Annotated in this window: 12 protein-coding genes, 2 tRNA genes and 3 rRNA genes; 8 read left to right on the top strand and 9 right to left on the bottom strand. The window is 51.0% G+C overall.

Annotated elements, in window-relative coordinates; all coding sequences use genetic code 11:
- Positions 1-636: 636 nt before the first annotated feature.
- The 7 genes from rrf to HQ393_RS07210 form a co-directional block, all read right to left on the bottom strand.
- A 5S ribosomal RNA gene (gene rrf, locus HQ393_RS07180) occupies positions 637-750 on the bottom strand.
- Positions 751-905: 155 nt separating this feature from the next.
- Positions 906-3,792: ribosomal RNA gene (locus HQ393_RS07185) — 23S ribosomal RNA — on the bottom strand.
- 353 nt (positions 3,793-4,145) lie between these two features.
- A tRNA-Ala gene (locus HQ393_RS07190) sits at positions 4,146-4,221 on the bottom strand.
- Positions 4,222-4,260: 39 nt separating this feature from the next.
- Positions 4,261-4,337, bottom strand: a tRNA-Ile gene (locus HQ393_RS07195).
- A gap of 194 nt (positions 4,338-4,531) precedes the next feature.
- Positions 4,532-6,065, bottom strand: a 16S ribosomal RNA gene (locus HQ393_RS07200).
- The 16S, 23S and 5S rRNA genes sit together here with 2 tRNA genes alongside, the layout of an rRNA operon.
- A 506-nt stretch (positions 6,066-6,571) precedes the next feature.
- Positions 6,572-7,075 (bottom strand): DUF934 domain-containing protein, encoded by a 504-nt coding sequence (locus tag HQ393_RS07205; protein ID WP_179358138.1) that lies wholly within the window; start codon positions 7,073-7,075, stop codon positions 6,572-6,574.
- Positions 7,068-8,750 (bottom strand): nitrite/sulfite reductase, encoded by a 1,683-nt coding sequence (locus tag HQ393_RS07210; protein WP_179358139.1) that lies wholly within the window; start codon positions 8,748-8,750, stop codon positions 7,068-7,070. Before HQ393_RS07210 ends, HQ393_RS07205 begins: the two co-directional genes overlap by 8 nt.
- Before the next feature lie 340 nt (positions 8,751-9,090).
- Between HQ393_RS07210 and pepN the strand changes: the two genes are divergently transcribed.
- On the top strand, positions 9,091-11,721 hold the full coding sequence (gene pepN / locus HQ393_RS07215) for an aminopeptidase N (RefSeq protein WP_179358140.1): 2,631 nt from the start codon (positions 9,091-9,093) through the stop codon (positions 11,719-11,721).
- A gap of 138 nt (positions 11,722-11,859) precedes the next feature.
- Here pepN and hslO read toward each other — a convergent pair whose 3' ends face one another.
- Complete coding sequence (hslO, locus tag HQ393_RS07220) at positions 11,860-12,738, bottom strand: Hsp33 family molecular chaperone HslO (protein ID WP_179358141.1); 879 nt, start codon at positions 12,736-12,738, stop codon at positions 11,860-11,862.
- A 56-nt stretch (positions 12,739-12,794) separates the two neighbouring features.
- Positions 12,795-13,367: an Ntn hydrolase family protein gene (locus HQ393_RS07225; protein WP_179358142.1), complete on the bottom strand. Its 573-nt coding sequence runs from the start codon at positions 13,365-13,367 to the stop codon at positions 12,795-12,797.
- Between the two features lie 236 nt (positions 13,368-13,603).
- Between HQ393_RS07225 and HQ393_RS07230 the strand changes: the two genes are divergently transcribed.
- From HQ393_RS07230 to HQ393_RS07260, 7 genes are all read left to right on the top strand, one after another.
- Positions 13,604-14,350, top strand: a complete 747-nt coding sequence (locus tag HQ393_RS07230) for an ABC transporter ATP-binding protein (RefSeq protein ID WP_179358143.1) — start codon at positions 13,604-13,606, stop codon at positions 14,348-14,350.
- Entirely contained in the window at positions 14,347-15,759 is a 1,413-nt protein-coding gene (locus HQ393_RS07235) for an ABC transporter permease (RefSeq protein ID WP_179358144.1), read from the top strand. Before HQ393_RS07230 ends, HQ393_RS07235 begins: the two co-directional genes overlap by 4 nt.
- Positions 15,760-15,828: 69 nt before the next feature.
- On the top strand, positions 15,829-16,029 hold the full coding sequence (locus HQ393_RS07240) for a LiaI-LiaF-like domain-containing protein (protein WP_179358145.1): 201 nt from the start codon (positions 15,829-15,831) through the stop codon (positions 16,027-16,029).
- A complete protein-coding gene (locus HQ393_RS07245; protein ID WP_179358146.1) occupies positions 16,029-16,808 on the top strand; it encodes an outer membrane lipoprotein-sorting protein in 780 nt (259 codons plus the stop codon). Before HQ393_RS07240 ends, HQ393_RS07245 begins: the two co-directional genes overlap by 1 nt.
- Entirely contained in the window at positions 16,805-18,067 is a 1,263-nt protein-coding gene (locus HQ393_RS07250; RefSeq protein ID WP_179358147.1) for a hypothetical protein, read from the top strand. Before HQ393_RS07245 ends, HQ393_RS07250 begins: the two co-directional genes overlap by 4 nt.
- Before the next feature lie 8 nt (positions 18,068-18,075).
- Entirely contained in the window at positions 18,076-19,164 is a 1,089-nt protein-coding gene (locus HQ393_RS07255) for a sensor histidine kinase (protein ID WP_218871330.1), read from the top strand.
- Complete coding sequence (locus HQ393_RS07260; protein ID WP_179358148.1) at positions 19,161-19,904, top strand: LytR/AlgR family response regulator transcription factor; 744 nt, start codon at positions 19,161-19,163, stop codon at positions 19,902-19,904. Before HQ393_RS07255 ends, HQ393_RS07260 begins: the two co-directional genes overlap by 4 nt.
- The last annotated feature ends 146 nt before the right edge of the window (positions 19,905-20,050 follow it).

Raw genomic sequence — 20,050 nt, forward strand, 5'->3', positions numbered from 1 at the left:
CAGAAAAAACGAATTATTCGTGTTTATGCAGTACAAAGCTAGCAGAGACGAAACCTGTCCCCATTTCTGTCCCCTTTTTAAAAAACAAACTAACAGAACTCAATAATAGCAACGGATCTAGGGCATGATTTCAACTCCCCCCACCCCACTTGTTTCACAAAGCTTCAAGAAATTATGGCGTAATGCATAAAGTGGCAGTAATGCCAATTTATGCTTTATTTTTCGAAGTGCCACATTATGCTTTATCACAAAAATGTGATAGCCCCGAAAAATGCTACTAGTTAGGGTAAGCAACAAAAAAGCCAACTTAAAGTCGGCTTTATTGTTTTGTAACACGACGGGGGTCAGCTGATACCCAACCCCTACTTTACTTCATTCAGAACATCATAGAGATGCTCAACTCTCATTAGAATTTCATGCGGTACATTTCGCTCGATTTCGCGAAGATTAATGGAGCGGCCTTCTTCGATAATTTCACGACAGGCAGATTCTAAAATTGGTTTTATTAGCGACAGCGATCACGATTGCAGGCACCACGGATCATATCAAAAGAGCGCGATTCTACTCTATGGAGTTTCATTTCCTTCGCGCAAAGCAAAAAGCCCAGCTCGATTGAGCTGGGCTTTCTTTAGGGGAGTCTGGCAATGACCTACTTTCACACGGGCTATCCGCACTATCATCGGCGCTGAGGCGTTTCACTGTCCTGTTCGGGATGGGAAGGAGTGGGACCACCTCGCTATGGTCACCAGACAAAACTGGGTGAGTCACTGTTCTTTCAAACAATCACTCGAAATAGAAGAAGTCTTAACAATCAGTTGATTCGCTACACTCATCAACTGATCTCATATCTCTTAACTTGTATTGGGTCGATTATACCATCAGCCGCTTAACGCGTCTCAGGTTATAGGATCAAGCCTCACGGGCAATTAGTATCGGTTAGCTTAACGCATTACTGCGCTTCCACACCCGACCTATCAACGTCCTGGTCTCGAACGATCCTTTAGAGGTCTTAAAGACCTAGGGAAGTCTCATCTTGAGGCTAGTTTCGCGCTTAGATGCTTTCAGCGCTTATCTATTCCCGACTTAGCTACCCGGCAATGCCACTGGCGTGACAACCGGTACACCAGAGGTCAGTCCACTCCGGTCCTCTCGTACTAGGAGCAGCCCCCCTCAAACTTCCAACGCCCACTGCAGATAGGGACCAAACTGTCTCACGACGTTTTGAACCCAGCTCACGTACCACTTTAAATGGCGAACAGCCATACCCTTGGGACCGGCTACAGCCCCAGGATGTGATGAGCCGACATCGAGGTGCCAAACTCCGCCGTCGATGTGAACTCTTGGGCGGAATCAGCCTGTTATCCCCGGAGTACCTTTTATCCGTTGAGCGATGGCCCTTCCATTCAGAACCACCGGATCACTATGTCCTGCTTTCGCACCTGCTCGACTTGTCGGTCTCGCAGTTAAGCCGCCTTTTGCCATTACACTATCAGTACGATGTCCGACCGTACCTAGGCGACCTTCGAGCTCCTCCGTTACAATTTGGGAGGAGACCGCCCCAGTCAAACTGCCTACCATGCACGGTCCCCGATCCGGATAACGGACCAAGGTTAGAACCTCAAAGGGGTCAGGGTGGTATTTCAAGGACGGCTCCACTGAAACTAGCGTTCCAGCTTCAAAGCCTCCCACCTATCCTACACAAACCACTTCAAAGTCCAATGCAAAGCTACAGTAAAGGTTCACGGGGTCTTTCCGTCTAGCAGCGGGGAGATTGCATCTTCACAAACACTTCAACTTCGCTGAGTCTCGGGAGGAGACAGTAGGGCCATCGTTACGCCATTCGTGCGGGTCGGAACTTACCCGACAAGGAATTTCGCTACCTTAGGACCGTTATAGTTACGGCCGCCGTTTACTGGGACTTCAATCAAGAGCTTGCACCCCATCATTTAATCTTCCAGCACCGGGCAGGCGTCACACCGTATACATCCACTTTCGTGTTAGCACAGTGCTGTGTTTTTGATAAACAGTCGCAGCCCTCATTTCTCTGCGGCCTCATTGGGCTCCGGTTGTACACCTTCACCTACTAGAGGCACACCTTCTCCCGAAGTTACGGTGTCAATTTGCCGAGTTCCTTCTCCCGAGTTCTCTCAAGCACCTTAGAATACTCTTCCTACCCACCTGTGTCGGTTTGCGGTACGGTTCAATATAAGCTGAAGCTTAGTGGCTTTTCTTGGAAGCAGGGTATCGCTCACTTCGTCTACAAGTAGACTCGTCATCACGCCTCAGTGTTAAAGCAGCCCGGATTTGCCTAAGCCACACACCTACACGCTTAAACCAACTCTTCCAACCGTTGGCTGAGGTAACCTTCTCCGTCCCCACATCGCACTTATACCAAGTACAGGAATATTAACCTGTTTCCCATCGACTACGCATTTCTGCCTCGCCTTAGGGGCCGACTCACCCTGCGCCGATGAACGTTGCGCAGGAAACCTTGGGTTTTCGGTGAGGGGGCTTTTCACCCCCTTTATCGCTACTCATGTCAGCATTCGCACTTCTGATACCTCCAGCATCCTTCTCAAGACACCTTCACAGGCTTACAGAACGCTCCTCTACCATATGTACATCGTACATATCCGCGTCTTCGGTTATCAATTTGAGCCCCGTTACATCTTCCGCGCAGGACGACTCGACCAGTGAGCTATTACGCTTTCTTTAAATGATGGCTGCTTCTAAGCCAACATCCTGGCTGTCTATGCCTTCCCACCTCGTTTTCCACTTAATTGATCATTTGGGACCTTAGACGGCGGTCTGGGTTGTTTCCCTCTTGTCCCAGGACGTTAGCACCCCAGGACTGTCTCCCATGCTCGCACTTGACGGTATTCAGAGTTTGCCATGGTTTGGTAAGTCGCGATGACCCCCTAGCCATAACAGTGCTTTACCCCCGTCAGTGATACATGAGGCACTACCTAAATAGTTTTCGAGGAGAACCAGCTATTTCCAAGTTTGTTTAGCCTTTCACCCCTATCCACAGCTCATCCCCTAACTTTGCAACGTTAGTGGGTTCGGACCTCCAGTGCGTGTTACCGCACCTTCATCCTGGCCATGGATAGATCACTTGGTTTCGGGTCTACGCCCAGCAACTATGCGCCCTATTCGGACTCGGTTTCCCTACGCCTCCCCTATTTGGTTAAGCTTGCTACTGAACGTAAGTCGCTGACCCATTATACAAAAGGTACGCAGTCACGGAACAAGTCCGCTCCCACTGTTTGTATGCATCCGGTTTCAGGTTCTATTTCACTCCCCTCCCGGGGTTCTTTTCGCCTTTCCCTCACGGTACTGGTTCACTATCGGTCGATGATGAGTATTTAGCCTTGGAGGATGGTCCCCCCATCTTCAAACAGGATTTCTCGTGTCCCGCCCTACTTGTCGTACGCTTAGTACCACAATTGTGTTTTCATATACGGGGCTATCACCCACTATGGCCGGACTTTCCATTCCGTTCTATTAACACGACTGCTATCACGTACAGGCTCTTCCCATTTCGCTCGCCACTACTTTGGGAATCTCGGTTGATTTCTTTTCCTGCGGTTACTTAGATGTTTCAGTTCACCGCGTTCGCTTCACATGACCTATGTATTCAGTCAAGGATGACCCAAAAGGGCCGGGTTTCCCCATTCGGAAATCGTGGGATCAAAGCACTTTGCCAGCTCCCCCACGCTTATCGCAGGCTATCACGTCCTTCGTCGCCTATCATCGCCAAGGCATCCACCAGATGCACTTATTCGCTTGATCCTATAACCTCAAACACGTTTTACCGTACTCTTGGTCAGAGTTTCGTATTTACGACTTGTTGAATAGTTTCTCACGCTATTCAACGGCTGACTTTTACATCAGCAGATACAATCAACCCAATTTATTACTGTAAAAACAAGTCACCCTGTTTTCACATTGTTTAATTAGGAGATATTACTTCTTCTATTTTGTTAAAGAACGATACAGATGTCTTTCGACATTCCGATTTAAGAAACCAGAACAAAATCAACAACCCGAATCCCAACTACTGATCCGTCTATTGACTGAATTCTAAATTCTTGACAGTGACTTTTTTGCTGCACCACTGTTTGCACAGTGCTCGCCGCAAGGTGTGGTGGAGGATGACGGGATCGAACCGACGACCCCCTGCTTGCAAAGCAGGTGCTCTCCCAACTGAGCTAATCCCCCAATCTGGCATTACTAAGCTGTTTCCACTTACTAGGTAAGTGGTGGGTCAAGCTGGAATCGAACCAGCGACCCCCGCCTTATCAAGACGGTGCTCTAACCGACTGAGCTACTGACCCAGCTTTTGTCTTCACTAGATCAACCCTAACTTCGAGATTACCTTAGATAATCTACGCCGCCAGAGCGACTGACCCAGCTTCCAACCAAGTCCGTAACCCTGAGATCAATTGCTTCATCTCGCAGTTACTTTCTCTGTATCTTCAAATTCTACAGCCGATGAGTGTGAGTACTTGACCCGCAGGTCTTTCTCTTGAAAGGAGGTGATCCAGCCGCAGGTTCCCCTACGGCTACCTTGTTACGACTTCACCCCAGTCATGAATCCCACCGTGGTAAGCGGCCCCCCTAAGGTTAGCCTACCTACTTCTGGTGAAACCCACTCCCATGGTGTGACGGGCGGTGTGTACAAGGCCCGGGAACGTATTCACCGCGACATGCTGATCCGCGATTACTAGCGATTCCGACTTCATGCACTCGAGTTGCAGAGTGCAATCCGGACTACGATCGGTTTTGTGAGATTGGCACCCCCTCGCGGGTTAGCGACCCTCTGTACCGACCATTGTATGACGTGTGAAGCCCTGGTCATAAGGGCCATGAGGACTTGACGTCATCCCCACCTTCCTCCGGTTTGTCACCGGCAGTCCCATTAAAGTGCTCAACTAAATGGTAGCAACTAATGGCAAGGGTTGCGCTCGTTGCGGGACTTAACCCAACATCTCACGACACGAGCTGACGACAGCCATGCAGCACCTGTGTTACGGCTCCCGAAGGCACTCCTCGATCTCTCAAGGATTCCGTACATGTCAAGACCAGGTAAGGTTTTTCGCGTTGCATCGAATTAATCCACATCATCCACCGCTTGTGCGGGCCCCCGTCAATTCCTTTGAGTTTTAGTCTTGCGACCGTACTCCCCAGGCGGTCAACTTCACGCGTTAGCTGCGTTACTAAGCTCCGAAAAGCCCAACAACTAGTTGACATCGTTTAGGGCGTGGACTACCAGGGTATCTAATCCTGTTTGCTCCCCACGCTTTCGTGCATGAGTGTCAGTATCAGCCCAGGGGGTTGCCTTCGCCATCGGTGTTCCTCCACATCTCTACGCATTTCACTGCTACACGTGGAATTCCACCCCCCTCTGCCGTACTCTAGTTAGCCAGTTCACAATGCAATTCCCAAGTTGAGCTCGGGGATTTCACATCGTGCTTAACAAACCACCTGCGCACGCTTTACGCCCAGTAATTCCGATTAACGCTTGGACCCTACGTATTACCGCGGCTGCTGGCACGTAGTTAGCCGGTCCTTATTCTTCTGGTACTCTCATCCCCGGTGGGTATTAGCCACAAGGATTTGCTCCCAGACAAAAGCGCTTTACAACCCGAAGGCCTTCTTCACGCACGCGGCATTGCTGGATCAGGCTTGCGCCCATTGTCCAAGATTCCCCACTGCTGCCTCCCGTAGGAGTCTGGACCGTGTCTCAGTTCCAGTGTGGCGGATCGTCCTCTAAGACCCGCTACTGATCGTCGCCTTGGTGAGCCTTTACCTCACCAACTAGCTAATCAGCCATCGGCCGCTCCAATAACAAGAGGTCTTGCGATCCCCCTCTTTCCCCCGTAGGGCGTATGCGGTATTAGCTATCCTTTCGGATAGTTATCCCCCATTACTGGGTACGTTCCGATGTATTACTCACCCGTTCGCCACTCGCCACCAGACCGAAGTCCGTGCTGCCGTTCGACTTGCATGTGTAAAGCATGCCGCCAGCGTTCAATCTGAGCCAGGATCAAACTCTTTCGTTTAATCGCTATGCTATTTTTACTACTTGGCTTGTACTTCAATACTCAAAAGAACATCCGAGTTTGAACCGAAGTTCAGACTACAAATATTACTTTTTCAATTGAGTGCAAGCACTTGTTTCGACTTACGAATCAAGCACTCACACTCATCGGCTGTATATTGTTAAAGATCGTTGCGACAACCAGAGAAACTTGTTTTGTTTCGCTGCGTCATCAGCAGAGAGGCCGAACTATACCCACCGCCTCGAAACCCGTCAACACCTATCGGCAAAGAAAAGCGAAGAAAGGCGCTAAGTGGTTGATCTAATTAGCAACCCAGATTGAAACATTTTTGCAGCAAACGCAAAAGCCACGTCCGCAGCACCAGCGGATTCGGTCAGAAATCGAGAAATAGAAGCAAAGAAACTGCAGAAAAAGCACGAAAGGCATGAAAACAGCGAAATCAACACGCCGAAAAGCACACAGCCCGCAAAAGCGGGCTGTTTATATATACAACTAATTATTCAGACTTAAGCAGCCACTGGGCGGCGCAGGAATAATGGGTTTGGCACGTCTACGCTTGATTGATAGAACTCGGTGAAGTCGTCGATGCCTTTAATCGCTTCATTGATGTCTTTATCTGCACGAACATCAAAGGCGGTAAAGCCACAGCGGGCCAGATAGTTAAGCGTATCTTTAAATACATCACCCACTGCACGCAACTCGCCAGTAAAGCCATAACGTACACGCAGCAAGCGACCAATACTAAAGCCACGACCATCTGTGAACGCTGGGAAATCACAGGCGATCATTGAGAAGGTATTGGCATCGACTGGCAAAGACTCTGGCTCATCATCTGGCGCAAAACACACCGCCACTTCACGCCCAGCCAAGGCTTCACGATTTGCCAGCCAGTATTGGTACGGAACCAATATAGCGCCTTCACTTGGGACAGATACCCCTCCCTCTGCATCGGCGATTACGCGAGTCCAACGGTTTTCAACGATTTCACGATTGATGATTACCTTAGACATCGGCTTTCTCCTTGCGAATTGGTTTGCCTTCGTAGACTTTGGCTTTAAATGGCTCGGCACCGATACGGTCGAACACGTCGATAAAGCGCTCGTCGCCTTCACGATGGGCCACAAACACATCAATAATTTTGCTCATCACATCGGGCATTTCGTCTTGCGCGAACGATGGGCCAATCACTTTACCAATTTTGGCATCAGCGCCTTGGCGGCCGCCCAGCGTAATTTGGTAGTACTCGGCGTTGTTTTTATCCACGCCCAAGATGCCGATATTACCCACGTGATGGTGACCGCAGGCATTGATACAGCCCGACATATTCATATCGATTTCACCCAGATCAAACAGATAATCCAGATCATCAAAACGTTCTTGAATCGCTTGCGCCACTGGAATTGATTTAGCATTGGCCAAGGCACAGAAATCACCGCCTGGGCAGCAAATCAAATCGGTAAGCAAGCCAATATTTGGCGTTGCAAAGCCAATGCGTTTCGCCTCTTCCCACAAAGCAAACAATTCAGATTGCTTCACATCCGCCAAAATCAGATTCTGGCCGTGCGATACGCGCACTTCACCAAAGCTGAAACGATCAGCCAAGTTCGCCACGTCTTCGAGCTGCGCATCAGTTGCATCACCCGGTGGAACACCGGTTTTCTTCAATGAGAACGTTACCGCTGCATAGCCAGCCACTTTGTGGGCAAACACATTGCGCTCGACCCAGCGAGCAAACGCTGGATGCTCAGCCTTCGCAGCGGTGAAAGCCGCGTCTTCTACTGGCAATGTTTCGTAGGCTGGTGCAGTAAAGAAGCGGTGGTTGCGGGCGATTTCAGCCTCAGTTAAGGTTTGAACGCCATCTTTCTCGAACGCCCATTCTTGTTCAACTTTGGCCGCGAATACTTCAGGCGTCAGCGCTTTCACCAAAATCTTGATCCGCGCTTTGTACTTATTATCACGACGACCGTAGCGGTTATACACACGCAATACCGCATTCAGATAAGTCAGCAGATGTTTTGGTTCTAACCACGGCTTGATCAGATCACCAATCATTGGCGTGCGACCCAAGCCGCCACCCACAAAAATCTCGAAGCCCACTTCGCCCGCTTCGTTCAATTTAACGTTGATGCCGACGTCGTGAACCAAGACCGCTGCGCGATCTTCCACCGCGCCATTCACCGCGATTTTGAATTTACGGGGCAGGTGGGCAAATTCTGGGTGGAAAGTCGACCATTGACGAATGATTTCACACCATGGGCGTGGATCAACGATTTCATCGTGCGCAACACCAGCGAATTGATCCGACGTGGTATTACGAATACAGGCGCCTGACGTTTGAATACCGTGCATTTGCACGGTAGCCAGCTCGGCCAACATTTCGGGTACGTTTTCCAGCGCAGGCCAGTTGTACTGGACATTCTGGCGCGTGGTGAAATGCACATAGCCTTTGTCGTATTTACGAGCGAGTTCGGCGAGCTTACGAACTTGCGCACTACGCAAATGACCATATGGAATCGCAACGCGCAACATCGGAGCGTGACGTTGAATATACAAGCCGTTTTGCAGACGCAAAGGGCGGAACTCTTCGTCAGTCAATTCGCCAGCCAAGTAGCGGCGCGTTTGATCGCGGTACTGCGCTACGCGCTGGTCCACGATCTTTTGGTCGTAATCGTCGTAAATATACATAGCTTCAATCCGGTTATACGGCTAAATAATGGTACAAAAATTGCCCAGCAAAGCACCCGAAGCCACGACAAAACCCATTCATCAACTGGGTGCAGCGAAAAGGTATCTGTCTTAGCCTCTCATTGAGGCAAATAATACCAGCCCTTCTATATCCAAGAGAATGATTATTTTTGAATATGCATCTGTTTTTTAGTTCTATCTGATCCAACTCAAACAGCAAGAGCATAAATTACTCGACCTCGCAATTCATGAAAATCACCGCTGTTTTGTCATTGTCTTGTCGCAACAGCAGGTTTAATCTTGCAATCTTTATCCAGTTAACTAAAAAGAGCCGCACGCCATGAGCAGCCGCCAAGCCATTCATCGTCTTGACTATACCCCCCCCAGCTATTTAATTGACCGCGTTGATTTAACTTTCGATCTGGAAGATACCCAGACCAAAGTCACCTCACGACTGATCATCCGCCGCAACACTGGGGTCGATAGCGGGACGCCATTGGTATTGCATGGCGAAGAGCTGCACTTGGAAAGCCTCAAGCTCGATGGCGCACCACTTCACTCGGCGGCGTATCAGATCAGCGACACAACGCTCACCATTGCGCAGATGCCTGACGATGGTATTTTAGAAATCGTGACCAAGATCGATCCGGCCAGCAACACAAGTTTGATGGGCTTGTATCAATCTAGCGGTAATTTCTTTACCCAATGCGAGGCCGAAGGTTTTCGCAAAATCACCTATTACCTCGACCGTCCCGATGTGATGGCCAAATTCACTACGACCATCATCGCCGACAAGTCGCGCTATCCGGTCTTGCTATCCAATGGCAACCGCGTGGGCAGCGGCGTACTCGACAAAAATCGCCACTGGGTCAAATGGGTCGATCCATTTAAAAAGCCAGCTTATTTATTTGCACTGGTTGCGGGCAAATTGGTCGTTTTATCAGGCACACACCAAACGCAATCGGGCCGCACGATCAATATCGAGATTTACGTTGAACCCGGCAACCTGGATAAATGTCATCACGCTCTGGCGGCTGCGCAAAAATCGATGGCGTGGGATGAAGAACGCTACGGGCTGGAATACGACCTAGATACCTATATGATCGTCGCCGTCAGTGACTTTAATATGGGCGCGATGGAAAACAAGGGATTGAATATTTTCAACACCAAGTTTGTACTGGCCAAACCCGACACCGCGACCGATGTCGATTTCGATGGGATTGACTCGGTCGTTGCCCACGAATACTTCCACAACTGGACTGGCAATCGCGTGACGTGTCGCGACTGGTTCCAGTTATCACTCAAAGAAGGCCTGACCGTGTATCGCGATCAGGAGTTTTCTAGCGATATTGGCAGTCGTGCCGTGCAGCGCATCAGCAATGTACGTGCACTACGCACCAGCCAATTTGCCGAAGATGCCGGCCCACAAGCACACCCGATCCGGCCCGATGAATATCTGGAAATCAATAATTTCTACACGATGACCATTTACGAAAAAGGCAGCGAAGTCGTGCGCATGTACGAAACTCTGCTCGGCCGTGATGGTTTCCGTAAAGGGATGGATCTGTATTTCAAGCGCCACGATGGTCAGGCGGTCACGTGCGATGATTTCCGTGCGGCGATGGCCGATGCGAATCACGCCGATCTGGCGCAATTTGAGCGTTGGTATAGCCAAGCGGGTACACCAAGGGTATCTGCCCACACCGCCTACAACGCTGAAGCGCAGACATATACCCTCACTCTGACGCAGTCATGTGCAGCCACACCGGGCCAAAATGAAAAGCTACCATTCCATATCCCATTTGCACTCGGTCTGATTGACCGCCGTGGGCAAGATCTGCCTTTGCAATTAGCGGATGAAGCCGCGCCACAGGGCACAACACGGGTGGTGCAACTACGCGAGGCGACGCAGAGTTTCACCTTTATCAATGTGCCCTGCTTACCGACGCCGTCCTTGCTGCGTGATTTTTCCGCCCCCGTGATCCTTGAATATGATTACAGCGCTGATGAATTGGTCTTTTTGATGGCCAACGACAGTGACGCTTTTGCACGCTGGGAAGCGGCCAATACCTTTGCCTGCCAACTGATCAAAACGTTGTACCAGAAAGACGCTACTTTGCCATTGGCAGCACCAGCGAGCTTTATCAGCGCATATAAAAAGCTACTGAGCAATGACAAGCTCGACCCCGCGCTGGTCGCGCTCATGCTGCAATTGCCTGAAGACAAATACCTACTTGAGCAACTGAATGACGTCGACCCCAGCCGCCTTGCGCTGGTGTGTCACAGCATCAAACAGCAAATCGCGCGTGAATTGCGCCAAGAGTTATTGGCCGTCTATCAAAAACTCAACGATGGCACACCGTATCGTTACGAAGGCGATCAAGTCGCACGTCGCAGCCTGAAAAACGTCTGTCTAGATTACTTGTCTGAGCTGGATGAAGCGATGATCTCCAGCCTGCTTTCCGATCAATATCGCAAAGCCGATAATATGACCGACCGACTCGCTGCGCTGAAAGCTTTGGTTAATCGGGATGGCGGTGAATCGCAGCTCGCGGACTTTGCCGCGCAATGGGCTGATGATGCACTGGTGATGGATAAATGGTTTACCTTGCAAGCGACCAGCCGCCGCCAAGGCGCGCTGAACCGCGTGCAGAGCCTATTGAATCATCCTGCGTTTTCGCTGAAAAACCCGAATAAGGTGCGCGCACTGATTACGTCATTCTGCGTACTCAATCTGCAGCATTTCCATGCGGCTGACGGCTATGCCTACGCTTTTGCGGCAGAAAAAATCATCGAGCTCGACGCCATCAACCCGCAAATCGCCGCCCGATTGGCCAGCTGCTTTAACCGCTGGACCAAAGTCGAACCATCGCGCCGTGAGCTGATGAAGCAAGAGCTGGAGCGCATCCGCGATCATCAGGGCTTGTCGTCAGATACGTTTGAGATTGTGAGCAAGGCATTGGCAGCCTAAACAAACTAAGCAGTACTGAAAACAAAAAAGCCAGTGCAATTGCACTGGCTTTTTCTTTAGCTAAATACTTAATTTGGCCACTTACCAAGAGGTATTAATCTCAATAGATTACCGATAAAGGCTTGCAGCCCAATACCCTTACTGCAAAGTTGCGGAACCTGCGCCTTCGCTGCCGCTATACAGCACGCCAATATCCACCGGATCAAAGGTGTATTCTTTACCGCAGAAATCACACACGACATGCACATGGCCACGCTCGGCGATGACTTCGTCAACTTCATGGCGTTCCATTAATTTGATCATGCCACCAACGCGTTCACGTGAGCAGGTGCAGGCAAAACGCAGGCTAGCAGGGTCAAACACGCGGGCGCTGTCTTCGTGGAATAAGCGATACAAAGTTTCGCGTGGCTCAAGCTGGAGCAATTCTTCGGCCTTGACTGTATCGGCCAGCGTCACCAGATGCTCCCAGGTGTTTTCCTGATCGTCCTGCGCTGGCATTTTTTGCAGCATCATGCCTGCTGCAATACCGTCTTCGCAGGCCAGCCACAAGCGCGTATCGAGCTGCTCAGAATGCGTCATGTAATGCTCGATAATCTGCGCCACACTTTGGCCCACTTCCATCCCAACCACGCCTTGATACGCTTCGCCCACGGTGGGGTCGAGCGTAATCATAAAGCGACCACGACCAAGTAATTCAGCCACCGAGGCTTTTTCATCGAATGCGCCGATTTTTTCCGCATCCCAACGCGCTGTCGCCCGCAGGGTATTTTGGCTCGTCACTTCGACCACGAGCAATTGCAAAGCACCCATGCCCTGCATTTGCATAATCAAGGTGCCGTCAAATTTGAGCATCGCCGACAGCAGCGCACCCGCCGCCATCAGCTCGCCGATACGGCTTTTGAGCACTTCGGGGTAATCGTGGCGCGCCAGCACTTCTTTGTAGGTTGCGTCGAGTTTGACCATTTCGCCACGCACTGGCGCTTTATCAAACAGGAATCGCTCTAATACATCTTTCATTATTTAAACCTTAGGCTGCTACAGAGTTGGCGCGCATTATACCTGCTCAACACGCCTCATTCTTTCTGCACTTTTGTTAATTGATAACTGGTCATCGGCAAGCTGGAGCTCACGTCAAAGGCACAACCGGCTTCTACGCCCACTTTGGCCAACGCTACAGCGTCGAGTTGATCGTAAAGCACATGCATCGCGCCAATCGCAAAATCGCGCCCGCTACCCATCGCCCAGAAACGCTGAAATTCATACACTTCGCGCAAGCTATACACGCCAAAAATGCCGTACTGATTGGCGACCAAGACGGTCATCTGGCTCGACTCGTAGGGGTCGTCTTCTTCCTCATCTGGTTTGAGGAAAAAATCTTCTTTGAGCTTGGTATGCAGTTTGCGGAATGATTCAAAGATGGCGGCACGGCTCGAAAAATCAAGGTTCTTAATTTTTTTCAGCGCCGATTGCAGCACCAGATCGTGGGCTGCGCTGCCACAAATGGCGAAATAACTACCTTCGTGTTCGAATATTTTATTCCAGCGCGCATCATCTACCGCGCCCAAACGCATATCGCCAAAGGTCGATTGGCTGTCGGCCGCAATCGCAATCTGGCCGTCTTTATGAACTACGACTACCGTGGTCATATTCTGCTTCCGCTTTCTTTACACGCAAAGATGCAAGTCTGCGGCGAGCTCTACTGGCTCGTCAACTTCGTCATGTGATCTGACTAAATCGCGTCTCACCCATTTTCATCCCGCAAGCCAAAACCATTAATCGGCAATATTTACACTTCATCCATGCTATGTGCATTTCATCGCACTGTTCAGCCCACTTGCTGGTGCCTCACTAAAGTAACGATATCGACAAAGGGGCACACACAATGTCAGCACTAGAGATCAAACAACTCAATAAACATTACCAGCTCGATGCCATTCGCGTTCCGGCGCTGATCGACATCAATCTGAACATCGCACCGCAGCGCTTTACCGTGCTGTCCGGCCCTTCGGGTAGCGGCAAAACCACCTTACTCAATCTGATCGGCTGCATCGATCGCCCAGATTCAGGCGAGATCATTATTGCTGGGCAACAGGTGAAACAACTGAGCGATGACGCCTTGGCTGATTTTCGCTCGCGGCACATTGGATTCATCTTCCAGAATTTCAATTTGCTGCCGGTACTCACTGCGTATGAAAACATCGAGTACCCACTGCTGCTCGCCAAAGTGCCTGCAGCCAAACGCAAAGCGCGCATTCTCTCGCTGCTCGACGCAGTGGGTTTGAGTGACAAAGCTCGCAATTTACCCGGCCAACTTTCCGGGGGTCAGCGCCAGCGTGTCGCGATTGCCCGCGCCTTGGCCACCGAGCCGCAATGGGTGTTGGCCGATGAGCCCACCGCCAATCTCGACAGCCACACAGGGGCATCGATTATCGAGCTGATGCGCACCATGCAGCGTGACCTGAATGTGTCGTTTGTATTTTCATCACACGATCCGCAAGTGCTCGCCGCAGCCGATGACGCGATCTTTATCCACGATGGCCGACTGGTCGAAACGGCAGCAGCGGGTGATGCACTCGCGGCGAAAACTGCAGCCATTAAAACAATCAGCACTCAACAGGTGGCAGCATGAATACGCTCTCTCTCGCTTGGCGCAATCTATTGCGCAACCGCCGTCGTTCAATGACGACGCTACTGGCAATGGTCATTGGTGTGATCGCCATCCTGCTGTTTGGCGGCTACAGCGGAAATATCAATCTGGGGCTGCAAACTGGGTTTGTGCGCAGCAGCGGGCATTTGCAAATCCAGCACACCGATTATTTCCTCTACGGCACGGGTAATCCGGCTGCGTACGGCATTCGCGATTATCAACGTGTGATTGATGTGGTGAAAAAAGACCCTGTCCTCGCGCCGATGCTGACCGTTGTCACCCCGACACTGAGTTTGGGCGGCATTGCGGGCAACTTCGCCGCCGGTGTGTCGCGCACCGTGATCGGTAGTGGCGTAGTAGTCGATGAACAAAACCAAATGCGCTTGTGGAACGACTATCAGTTTCCCGGCGAAGCCAAATTACTCGCCTTAACCGGCACCAGCAAAAATGCCGCCACCATCGGGACAGGCGTCGCGCGCGTTTTGCAACTGTGCGGCCCTTTGGCTGTGAAAAACTGCCCCCAAGCACAAACCAAGGTCTCACAAACCAAGGCCGCAGACCAAAATGCGGCCGCCGCACCCGATGACATTACGGCGTTGTCTGAGCAATCTGCGCAAGACGCGCCAGCGAAACGCAGCGTATTCCCGCAAATCGAATTGCTGGCGGCCAATGCGCACGGCGCGCCCAATGTTGCGGCGCTGGAAGTGGTGAAAGCCGAGAGCAAAGGTGTCAAAGAGCTCGATGATCTGGCGGTGACGCTGCATTTATCGCAAGCGCAGAAATTGGTGTACGGCGGCGATGTACCACAAGTCACCGCAATTGCCTTGCAACTGAAACACAGCAGCCAAATCTCGGCGGCGCAAGCGCGGCTGGATGAGCTAATCAAAACCCAATTCAAAGACATGGCGCTGGAAGTGCACGATTACGCCACGCTCAACCCCAGCTACGGCCAAATCACCGGCATGTTTGCTGCGATTTTCAGCTTTATCTCATTGCTGATCGGCGCGATTGTGCTATTCACCGTCGGCAATACGATGAGCATGGCCGTGGTTGAGCGTACCGTCGAAATCGGTACCTTGCGCGCCATTGGCTTGCGCCGCAGCGGGATCCGCCGGCTCTTTGTATGCGAAGGCGTATTGCTCGGCATGGTCGGCGCAGCGCTGGGGGTGGCGCTGGCTTTGGCCGCGGCGTATCTGGTCAATCACAGTGGCATGACGTGGATGCCGCCGGGTAACACCGAGCCCGTGCCGCTGACGGTGCGCGTGTGGGGTGAAATGCGCATGATCACCACCACCGCAATTGGCTTGTTGGTCGTCGCTGCGATTTCCGCGTGGTGGCCAGCTCGCCGCGCGGCGCAATTGAATATTGTTGATGCTTTAAGACACGTTTAACCAGCATGTATAGCCTTGCAGACATTGATCCAAAATGATTACAAGGCTATACCCTTACAGGAGAATGTCATGTTCCATTCAATTATTCTGGTCTTACTCGGTGCAGCTTTCCTCGGCCATAACCTGGGCTGGTGGCCTAATCTCTACACCCTGTTGAGTCTGTGGTGGCCGCTGATTTTGATCGTGGTTGGTATTGCTGGTTTGAGCGGTTTGCGTACGCCACGTTGCGGCAAGAAATCGCGTTATACGCACGAGCAAGGAGAAAACTAATGTTGCGCCCTACTCTACTGGCGATCAGTTCGCTCTTTGTTTCGATCAGCATTTATGCCACGCCGACGGCACAAAGCCTGCTGGCCGCCAGCGATGCGATTCGTAACCCTGATCAATCATTTGGCCTGACCAATACGCTGATCGAATACCGCGATGGCAAGCAAACCGATACGTCAACGTTGGCGATCTACGCGCGGGCCGACAGTCAAAGCGGGCAATTTCGCAATCTAATCCGCTTTGTTTCTCCGCAGCGCGATGCGGGAAAATTGCTACTCAAAAATGGCAATGATCTATGGTTTTACGACCCCGCCAGCAAAGCCAGCGTGCGGATCTCGCCGCAACAACGGCTGCTAGGTCAGGCGGCCAATGGCGACGTGGTGACGGTAAATTTGGCGCTCGATTACGATGCCAGCCTCGCCGGCGAAGAGGATATTCAAGATGGCGAACGGCAAAAACGCGCCAGCTATTTGCTGAACTTAAAAGCCAAAAATAATGAGGTCACTTACCATCGCATCGAGTATTGGATTGATCGCAGCAATAATCGCCCGATCAAGGCCAAGTTTTACTCCAGCAGTGATCGCCTGCTTAAAACGGCCTATTACCGGCATTTTCAAAAACAACTGGGGCAAGATCGCCCAACGGAAACGGTCATCATCGACGGGCTAGATCCAAAGTGGGTGACCGTGATGCGCAATAGTGACTTGGCATTTCGTGATGTACCCGAAAGTTGGTTGCAGCGCGACTATTTGCCACGCTTTAATCCCGAGCAGGCCAAATGACAACGCCATCACGCCTGAGCCAGCTCGCGATCATCATCGCTCTAGCGACTTATTGGCCAACCATCAGTTTTGCCGACGATCTGGATGCGCTGAGTCTGGCTGACAGCGCCCCCACGGAGGTGGTCAAAGCCAAAGAATGGCGATTATTCACTGAGGGTATGCTTGGCAATATCAATCAAAGAAATGATCAGGGCGATATACAGCAGGGGCGTATCTCGTTCGATCTGTATCTGGATCATTATTTCAATGCCGATGTCCATGCCGTATTCTCCGATCGCCTTGATCTGGATTGGGTGGGGGCTCAAAACTCGCAAATCAATACGTTTCGCGAAGGCTATCTGGGCTGGCAGGCCACGCCCAATTTGATTGCCGATCTGGGGCGGATTAATCAACGTAATGGCATGGCGATGGGTTACAACCCGACCGACTATTTTAAAGTCGGTGCGATACGCTCGGTGGTATCGATCGCGCCGAGCAGCTTGCGGGAAAATCGCCTCGGTAGCGGCATGGTGCGTGGGCTATATCTGTGGAATACCGGCTCAGTGACGGCGATTTATTCGCCCAAATTGGGCGACCATAGCCAAAACGCGCCATTTGCGCCTGATTTTGGCACTAGCAATCCGATTAATCGCTGGCAAGTGGCTTTGAGCCAGCAAATCACTTCCGGGCTTGCCCCACAATTATTGTTGTATGGGCAAGAAGGCCAGCCCGTGCAAATCGGGCTCAACGCCAGCGCACTCATCAATGATGCCCTGACTGTGTATGGCGAATACAATGGGGGCCGCAGCACCAGCTTAGCGGCGCAAGCCTGGAACGAATCGGGCGCAGAGCGACAATATTATTCTCGTTTAGCGACGGGGGCGACGTACACTTTTCCGGCCAATATTAGCCTGACGCTGGAATATCAATACAATGGCGCAGCCTTAAATCAGAGTGCTTGGCAGGCATTGGCCAGCCAAACTCAGGCGTACTGGCGCTATCGCAGCTATGTATTTAATGTGCAAGATATCCCGACACAGCACGGTATATTTGCCTATGCGAGCTGGAATGATGCGATTTGGTCACATTTTGATCTTACAGGCATGTTTAAACATGATTTGGTCGATCAAAGTCATCAATATTGGCTAGAGGCGCGCTACCATTTCAAACAAGTCGATTTAGCGCTGCAATATCTATATCAAACGGGCAGTGCGGGGAGCCAATTTGGGGCTCTACCTCAGCAGGCGAATCTGCAGGCACTCATTAAATATTATTTCTAAGGATCATCATGCCCGCCTTAAGGCTTAGAGATCTACCTAGTCGTCATTGGTGGCAAGAATTGGCGTTAATGCTGCTGATCAATATTGCCATTGCGCTCGTCCTGACCGTGGTGGGCAATCACAATACATTCGCCAGCAATATGATTTTTTCCAATTGCATTGGCTTTAGCATTTCATGCTGCAATTATTTATTGTGCAATCAACGCCTTGAAATTAGCTGGCAATGGCGCACCCCGATTGCGATTATTTGTGGCGTCCCTGCTGGCTTTAAGCTCGCCCATTTTTTTGGCGAACCCGATGTCATGCTATTTTTATGGCGAAATCCTGAAAGTGAATGGCGCTGGCTTGCCAGTGCATTACTGGTATCAAGCGCCGCGGCGGTCTTTTTTATCCTCTTTTACCATTCGGTTGCCTATAAACACGCCCTCGAAATTGCAAAACGTGAACAAGCTGAAGCACGTCAGGCTGAAACTTTGGCTCAGCTGGCAATGCTACAAGCTCAAATTGAACCTCACTTTTTATTTAATACCCTCGCCAATGTGCATAGCCTCATCACCCGTGATGCGGCCTTGGCGCAAACGATGCTCGAGCACTTAAATCAATATCTACGCGCCAGTCTGTCACGCACACGGCAGTCGCAAACCAGCCTTGCAGACGAAATCGACTTAGTCCGCGCCCTGCTCGCGATTAGTCAGATCCGCTTGGGCGATCGACTGCGTTACCAGATCACGATCGCCGAAGGATTGCAGCACGCACAATTGCCACCATTATTGCTACAGCCTTTGGTTGAAAACGCCCTCGAGCACGGCATCGAGCCGGCGGTGAACGGCGGCGAAATCAGCATTACCGCACAACTGAGCGACGAAGGCGCATCAAAACAGCTATTACGCCTACGCGTCAGCGACACGGGGCAAGGTTTGCAAATTGGCAATAGCGACGGCGTGGGTCTAGCTAATGTACGTGCGCGGCTGCAGAGCCTGTATGGCGATGAGGGTCGTTTGGCGCTCTATCCCAATGCCCCGCACGGCGTGATTGCCGAATTAAGCCTGCCTTATCGCGTTCGCGACGATTCGCCCTTAGAGAGAGCTAGCGCATGACGACCGCATTGATTGCCGATGATGAACCTTTGCTCGCCCAAGCGCTGGCGGAGCGATTGCAAACCTTGTGGCCGCAGCTAGATATTGTGGCGATAGCCAAAAATGGCCTTGAAGCCAGCGCCGAGATCAATCGGCTCCAGCCTGATTTGGCTTTTTTAGACATCCGCATGCCCGGCATGACGGGTTTGCAAGTTGCTGGCGCTTTACAAAATACTCGGGTTGTTTTTGTGACGGCTTTTGACGAATACGCGGTGGCGGCATTTGAAAATAACGCCGTTGATTATCTGCTCAAACCTGTTAGCGATCTGCGCTTAGCCCAGTGCGTGGCCAAACTACAGCGTACCCAAGCCAAAGTGCCTGATTTGTCTACGTTATTGCAACAGCTCAATCAACGGCAAGCGGTGTCATCCACGCAATATCTTACTTGGCTGACGACGGGTTTAGCGGACACAACGCGCCTGGTCTCGTGCGATGAAGTAATTTATTTTCAAGCCTGCGAAAAATACACTGAAATCATTACCGCAACTGAACGGCACCTCATCCGTACATCGCTTAAAGAGCTATTGCCGCAACTTAACCCGCAGCGTTTTGCCCAAATCCACCGCAGCTACATTGTGTGCTTATCCCAAATCGATAAAATCGATCGCGATTTATTAGGGCGCCAACGCATACACCTCAAGCTCAAGGCCGACATCCTGCCATTGAGTCGCAGCCACGCAGGCCAATTTAAGCAAATGTAAATCTGGCTGCTTGCGTTCTGAAATATCAGTAAACCCTAAAACTCCTTTCATCAGATTTACACATGTCGCATTTTCAATGCTGATATCATTTCATTGCTTTCAAAAATCAAACTTGATAATTACAAAGAATCATAATTATCAAACTC

This window comes from Chitinibacter bivalviorum, from assembly GCF_013403565.1.
GTDB lineage: Bacteria > Pseudomonadota > Gammaproteobacteria > Burkholderiales > Chitinibacteraceae > Chitinibacter > Chitinibacter bivalviorum.

What these genes read in the sequence shown, in the direction of transcription:
- HQ393_RS07205 (WP_179358138.1), bottom strand. Translation starts at nt 7,075, where the DNA reads ATGTCTAAGGTAATCATCAATCGTGAAATCGTTGAAAACCGTTGGACT.
- HQ393_RS07210 (WP_179358139.1), bottom strand. Translation starts at nt 8,750, where the DNA reads ATGTATATTTACGACGATTACGACCAAAAGATCGTGGACCAGCGCGTA.
- pepN (WP_179358140.1), top strand. Translation starts at nt 9,091, where the DNA reads ATGAGCAGCCGCCAAGCCATTCATCGTCTTGACTATACCCCCCCCAGC.
- hslO (WP_179358141.1), bottom strand. Translation starts at nt 12,738, where the DNA reads ATGAAAGATGTATTAGAGCGATTCCTGTTTGATAAAGCGCCAGTGCGT.
- HQ393_RS07225 (WP_179358142.1), bottom strand. Translation starts at nt 13,367, where the DNA reads ATGACCACGGTAGTCGTAGTTCATAAAGACGGCCAGATTGCGATTGCG.
- HQ393_RS07230 (WP_179358143.1), top strand. Translation starts at nt 13,604, where the DNA reads ATGTCAGCACTAGAGATCAAACAACTCAATAAACATTACCAGCTCGAT.
- HQ393_RS07235 (WP_179358144.1), top strand. Translation starts at nt 14,347, where the DNA reads ATGAATACGCTCTCTCTCGCTTGGCGCAATCTATTGCGCAACCGCCGT.
- HQ393_RS07240 (WP_179358145.1), top strand. Translation starts at nt 15,829, where the DNA reads ATGTTCCATTCAATTATTCTGGTCTTACTCGGTGCAGCTTTCCTCGGC.
- HQ393_RS07245 (WP_179358146.1), top strand. Translation starts at nt 16,029, where the DNA reads ATGTTGCGCCCTACTCTACTGGCGATCAGTTCGCTCTTTGTTTCGATC.
- HQ393_RS07250 (WP_179358147.1), top strand. Translation starts at nt 16,805, where the DNA reads ATGACAACGCCATCACGCCTGAGCCAGCTCGCGATCATCATCGCTCTA.
- HQ393_RS07255 (WP_218871330.1), top strand. Translation starts at nt 18,076, where the DNA reads ATGCCCGCCTTAAGGCTTAGAGATCTACCTAGTCGTCATTGGTGGCAA.
- HQ393_RS07260 (WP_179358148.1), top strand. Translation starts at nt 19,161, where the DNA reads ATGACGACCGCATTGATTGCCGATGATGAACCTTTGCTCGCCCAAGCG.